The sequence below is a fragment of the Actinospica sp. genome, assembly GCF_035552695.1.
Lineage (GTDB): Bacteria > Actinomycetota > Actinomycetes > Streptomycetales > Catenulisporaceae > Actinospica.
In genome coordinates this window covers 1-5,523 of the sequence record NZ_DASZKT010000101.1, presented here as the reverse complement: position 1 = coordinate 5,523, position 5,523 = coordinate 1, and the positions used below count along the sequence as shown (strand labels likewise).

Annotated in this window: 6 protein-coding genes, 1 tRNA gene and 1 pseudogene; 5 read left to right on the top strand and 3 right to left on the bottom strand. The window is 69.6% G+C overall.

Annotated features, from left to right (window positions below):
- From VG296_RS32810 to VG296_RS12795, 5 genes and pseudogenes are all read left to right on the top strand, one after another.
- Positions 1-115: pseudogene (locus VG296_RS32810) on the top strand (nicotinic acid mononucleotide adenylyltransferase); the annotation flags it as partial.
- Positions 112-2,106, top strand: a complete 1,995-nt coding sequence (locus tag VG296_RS12810; RefSeq protein ID WP_325565898.1) for a LytR C-terminal domain-containing protein — start codon at positions 112-114, stop codon at positions 2,104-2,106. The pseudogene VG296_RS32810 and the gene VG296_RS12810, both read left to right, overlap by 4 nt.
- Positions 2,107-2,253: 147 nt before the next feature.
- Positions 2,254-2,631, top strand: a complete 378-nt coding sequence (rsfS, locus tag VG296_RS12805; protein WP_325565897.1) for a ribosome silencing factor — start codon at positions 2,254-2,256, stop codon at positions 2,629-2,631.
- Complete coding sequence (locus VG296_RS12800) at positions 2,628-3,428, top strand: histidine phosphatase family protein (protein WP_325565896.1); 801 nt, start codon at positions 2,628-2,630, stop codon at positions 3,426-3,428. Before rsfS ends, VG296_RS12800 begins: the two co-directional genes overlap by 4 nt.
- Positions 3,429-3,632: 204 nt before the next feature.
- A tRNA-Ala gene (locus tag VG296_RS12795) sits at positions 3,633-3,705 on the top strand.
- A 103-nt stretch (positions 3,706-3,808) separates the two neighbouring features.
- On the opposite strand, the gene VG296_RS12790 is transcribed toward VG296_RS12795, so the two are convergent.
- The 3 genes from VG296_RS12790 to VG296_RS32805 all read right to left on the bottom strand — a co-directional run.
- A complete protein-coding gene (locus VG296_RS12790) occupies positions 3,809-4,078 on the bottom strand; it encodes a hypothetical protein (RefSeq protein WP_325565895.1) in 270 nt (89 codons plus the stop codon).
- A gap of 64 nt (positions 4,079-4,142) precedes the next feature.
- Complete coding sequence (locus VG296_RS12785) at positions 4,143-5,378, bottom strand: site-specific integrase (protein ID WP_325565894.1); 1,236 nt, start codon at positions 5,376-5,378, stop codon at positions 4,143-4,145.
- 1 nt (position 5,379) lies between these two features.
- Positions 5,380-5,523: DNA-binding protein (locus VG296_RS32805; RefSeq protein ID WP_349259544.1), on the bottom strand; the 144-nt coding region annotated here is incomplete at its 5' end.

The following is a 5,523-nucleotide window of genomic DNA, read 5'->3' as shown; positions in this document are numbered from 1 at the left end:
CGACCGGGTGCGCCGCGGCGAGCCGGTCTGGTACCTGGTTCCGGACGGCATCGTCCAGTACATCAACAAGCGCAAGCTGTACCAGCCGGAGCGGTCGGCCGAGGAGTTGGCATGAGCGGAGGAACGGGACGCCGACGCAAGGCGCCGGTCGGCGAGGAGGGCAACGAGCAGTACGCGCCCCAGACGCCGCCCGCCGAACCGTATCCGCAGTACCAGACGTACCAGCAGCCGGAGCAGGAGTCGTACGACTACGACTGGCGGCAGCAGAGCGCCGCGCCGGCGGCCCCCTCGTACGAGACCCCGGCCTACGAGGCGCCCGCCCAGTCCGCTCCTCCCACGTATCAGCCTCCGCAGTTCCCGCAGCAGCCGCAGGCTCCGCAGTACGAGCAGTATGAGCAGTACGAGCGGCAGCCCGGTCAGGCTCCGCAGTATGAAGAGCGGCCGGAGCAGCAGCCGCGATACGAGCAGCCGGCGCGGAACGAGCAGCCCGCGCAGGGGAGCGAGCAGCCCCCGCAGTATGAGCAGTACCAGGCGTATCAGCAGCAGCCCGCGGCCGCTCAGCCGCCGCCCGCCAATGACTACTTCGGCTCCGGCTCGTACGAGATCCCGCAGCAGACCCAAGCCGCGCCGTCGCGCCCGCGTCCCGCGCCGCGCCCGGAACCGCGGTCCGAGTCGGCCCCCGCCGCTCCGCCGTCGGCTCCGGCCGCTGCTCCCGCCGCTCCCGCCGCTCCGCCGCCGCCCGCCGCCGTGCCCGAGTTCGAGTTCGAATTCGACCCCGCGGACGAGTCCGGCGACGCCGCACCCCCCGTCACCGGCAACCGTCCCGCGGACCAGGACGGCTACCGCGCCGGCGACTTCTCGTTCGTGGACGAGGCCGACAACCCGGACGTCAACGGCTGGCTGAGCTTCAGCGAGAGCCGCGCCGACTCGCGCGCCGAGCGGGTGCGCAAATTGCGCTCCCGGCTGATCGTGCTCGTCATCGTGCTCGCGTTGGTCGCCGCGGGTGTCGGCGTGTACGCCTGGCTCGGCGGCAGCGTCCCCGGCCTGACCGGCCCGGCCGCGCCCCCGAAGTCCACGATCCTGTTCCGGCTGGACGACGCCAAGGGCGACGCCGTCGGCGACGCGCTGCTGGCGACCGAGCACAACGGCTCCACCAGCGGCACGGCGAGCGGCACCGGCGCGATCGTCGTCATCCCGACGCAGATGCAGTTCAACAGCCAGGGCTTCGGCAGCCAGACCTTCGGCGGCGACATGGCCGCCGACCAGCCGCCGGCCGGTGCCGACGAGGTCTCCAGCACCCTCGGCGTGACCCCCGACGGCGTCCGCGACATGGACGAGACGACCTTCGGGATCTTCATAGACAACCTCGGCGGCATCTCGCTGACCACGAACACCTCGATCCCGGCGAGCACGGCCGACCCCAAGGGCGTGCCCCAGGGGACGGTCACCCTCACCGGCGTTCAGGCCGTCGCGTACGCCACGTACACCGCGTCCGGCGAGGCCGCCACCGCGCAGTCCGCGCGCTTCGGCCAGGTGCTGAACGCGCTGATGGCCAAGCTTCCGTCGGAATCCAGCGCGGTCCAGGCCTACCTCAACCAGCTCGGCCTCATCCCCGACCCCTCGCTGCCGTTGAGCAAGCTGAGCCCGATCCTCGCCGCGCTGGCCGCGCAGGAGAACGCGGGCGCGGTCACCGTCGCCACCCTGCCGCTCACCTCGGGCAACTCGCTCAACGAGACCGCCGCGTCCTCCGTCGTCGGCAAGCTGCTCGGCGGCACCGTGACGGGAGGTGCGACGGCGGGCCAGGCGGCGCGCGTGCTCGTCCAGAACGGCACCGGAGCGAGCTCGTCGAGCAGCAGCGGGCTGCTGGCGTCCGCGCAGGCGAAGCTGACCGACGCGGGCTACACGTACAACGCGGGCGACTCCGTGTCCACGCAGAGCGCCACGAAGGTCGAGGTCGCCAAGTCCTCCGGGCAGAGCGTCGCCGAGCAGGTCGCGGCCTCGCTCGGGCTCAGCGGCAGCGCGGTGCAGGTCGTCTCCGGGCTGTCCTCGGCGGACGACGTGACGGTGGTGCTCGGCCAGGACTGGACGTCCCTGTCGGCCGACTGAGCCGCGGGCCGAAACCCGGCCGTGTCCCGGCCGCGTCTCATCCGCGCCTCGCCCGTGCCCCGGTGCTGCGGAAACCCGCCACGGCCGCCGCCCGGCTCATGAGATCCTGGGGTGGCACATCCGACAACAGACAGGGGAAACCGCACAGTGACCGCGACCGACCGAGCCAGGAAACTGGCGATCGCCGCCGCCGAGGCAGCCTCCGACAAGATCGCGCACGACATCGTGGCGTACGACGTGAGCGACGTTTTCGTCATCACCGACGCCTTCGTGCTCGCCTCCGCGCCGACCGACCGCCAGGTGCGCGCGATCGTGGACGGCATCGAGGAGCGGCTGGTCGAGCTCGGTGCCAAGCCCGCCCGGCGCGAGGGCGAGCAGGAGGGTCGGTGGGTGCTGCTGGACTACCTGGACATCGTGGTGCACGTGCAGCACAGCGAAGAGCGCGAGTACTACCTGCTGGAGAAGCTGTGGAAGGACTGCCCGCGCATCGAACTGCCGGAAACGGTGACCGGGAGCCGGGCATGAGCGGCCCAGCCGCGGGCCGGCCCGTCGGCGTGGACCTCAACGCGGGCGACACCCCGGCCGACGCGCCGATCGTCTCCCAGGCCGATTTCCCGGCCGCGGAGGCCGTCGACGCCTCCGCCGCCGCGGCTCCGGCCCCCATCGACCGGCACGCCTACTACGTGACGGGCCGTCGGATCGTGCTGTGGCGGCACGGCCAGACCGAGTGGAACATGGCCGGCCGGCTGCAGGGCCAGACCGACGTCCCCCTCGACGACGTGGGCCGCGAGCAGGCCCAGACGATGGCCCGCCTGCTGGCCGCCCTCCAGCCCACCACGATCGTCTCCTCGGACCTGTCCCGTGCCGCGGACACGGCGCAGGCCCTGGCCGACATAGTCAAGCTCGAGGTGCTGCTGGACGAGGGCCTGCGCGAGACCTTCGTCGGCACCTGGCAGGGCCTGACCGACGCCGAGATCAAGGAGCGTTTCCCGGAGGAGTACGCGGCCTGGCGCAAGGACCACTACCACCAGCGCCGCGGCGGCGGCGAGATCGAGTCCGAGGTCGCCGAACGCGCCGTCGCCGCGATCGAGCGCGCCCTCAAGCTGGTCCCCGACCGCGGCACCCTCGTCGTCGTCACCCACGGCGGTACCGCCCGCGTCACCATCGCCCGCCTCCTCGGCCTCCCCGCCTCGTCCACCGGCGTCCTCGGCGGCCTGTCCAACTGCTGCTGGTCCGTCCTCGGCGAGGGCCACCGCGGCTGGCGCCTGCTAGAGCACAACGCCGGCTCCCTCCCCGAACCCGTCTTCGGCGACGACCGCTGACGTCCCCGGCGGTGCCGACATCGCCCCGCCGCCCCGCCGCCGCCCCGCCCTAACCGATTTCCCATCGGGCCCCCGCTTTGGCTAATATGGGCGAGCCCGCCCGGGAGCAGCAAGGAGCCGTTAGGTCCCCACGCCTGTAACCGGGGGGACCACCCGCCCCGGTGTAGTAAGATCGACGCCGTAGCGAGCGAGAACTGAATACAAGGGGCCATAGCTCAGCTGGTAGAGCATTTGTCTGGCAGACAAAAGGTCAGGGGTTCAAATCCCCTTGGCTCCACAGCAGGTCAGGGCCGGTAATCCATTGAGATTACCGGCCCTGAATGTCTTAGTTTGCACCCCCGTACCGCAACGGCGTACAGCAGCGGGGGAGAAGCGAGAGGTCAGGCGGCTCGAGGTCCGTGCGCGTTGCGGTCCGCGATGTGCCGACGAAGCGCCTCAGCCGTGTCACGACCGTATGCCTGCTCGATGGCCGACTCAGCCTTGAGGCCAGCGATGTCGGCCCGCAGCAATCCGGTCCGCTGGACGAGGCGATCTTCGAGCCCTTCGACCTTCACGTCGAGCGCGTCGATCTTCGCGCCGAGGTGGTTGCCCAGTCCCGCGATGGCCGACAGCACGTCGGTCATGGTCGGTTCGGGAGTCGGCTCGGACATGTCACCCACGATAACCCTCCTCAGGGTCAGTGTCTTCGGTTCGGATTCCGGCAAGCCGCGGCGATCAGCCGAACAGCTTGCCGAGCTTGTTGAGCGCGTCCCGGATCTGCTCGTCCGTGGGGTGGCTGTAGATCTCCATCGTCACGGCGATCTGCGAGTGACGAAGGATCTTCATAGCGACCCGAGGATGAACGTCGAGAGCAACCAGCATCGAGGCGACCGTGTGCCTCGTGTCGTGCAGGTGGATCTCTCGCACTCCGGCTTTCGCGCCGCGTGGCGAGAATCGGTTCGTGATATTCGAAGGCTCATACGGGGTGCCGTACTTGGTCGTGAACACGAGGTTCAGTGCGTTGTCCCAGTGCGCACCCGCTTCGGCCTGGGCCTCGTCCTGCTGCCTCTTGCGGAGCCGTAGAGCGGCGACGACGATCGGCGGGAGCGGCAGGATGTCGTCGGACTCTTCCGTCTTGGTCTCGCGGTGCAGCAGTTCGCCGCCGGCGCGCTGGAGCTGGTCCACCGTGCGCAGTTCGGCCCGCTCCAGGTCCACCGCGTCCCAGGTCAGCCCGAGCACTTCGCCGCGGCGCAGGCCGAGGACGAGGAACAGGACCCACGCGGCGTAGAGCGGATCATCCGCACTGCGCGTGTGCTCCAGGAAGCGGCGAGCCTCGTCCACCGACCACGGCCGCACCTTGCGCCGAATCGTGCGTCGTCGAGCCTTGGGCACATCCACCAGAGCGGCGACATTGCGGGAGATAAGCTCCTCGCGGATCCCGTAATTCAGTGCGGCCCGGAGCGTCGCCCGTACGGTCTCCAGCGTGCGCCGACCGGTGTAGCTCTCGCAGCACTTGCCCACGGCGCAGCACCGGCGACGGTCCGCACGTCGAGCCTCGTCCTTGCCCTGTGCGCAGCACTGGCAGGTGTTGACCAGCTTGGTCAGCCACTCGCGCGCGAGCTTCGTCGAGAGCTTGTTCAGCGGCTTCTTGCCGAGGTGTGGCTTGATATAGAGGCGGACCGCCGACTCATGCGTGACGTACGTCAGCGGTGCCGAATTCGGCTTGACGACATCGGAGAGCCATTCGTCGAGGAAGTCGCCGAGGAACGGGGTCTTGGTGGCTACTGGGCCTTTCTGCGCCGCAGCATGCAGCTTGATCCACTTGTCGTGGACCTCGTCCCGTGTTTGGCCGTAGACGTACTTGCGCTTGCGCTTGCCCTCGGGCGTGTCCACCCAGGCGTACGCGGCGAATCCGTTCTTGTACGGATAGATCGAGCCTTCCCCATTGGCCCGAGTGCGCTTGGCTGTCATGTCAGACGCCTTCTGTCATGTTGCGGATGTACTCATCTACCCATTCGGGCAGGATGCGGCGGTTGCGTCCGACCTTGACGGACTTGATCTCACCTTCCAGGACCAGGAACTTGGTCTTGGTCTCGCCGAAGCCCAGCAGCGCGGC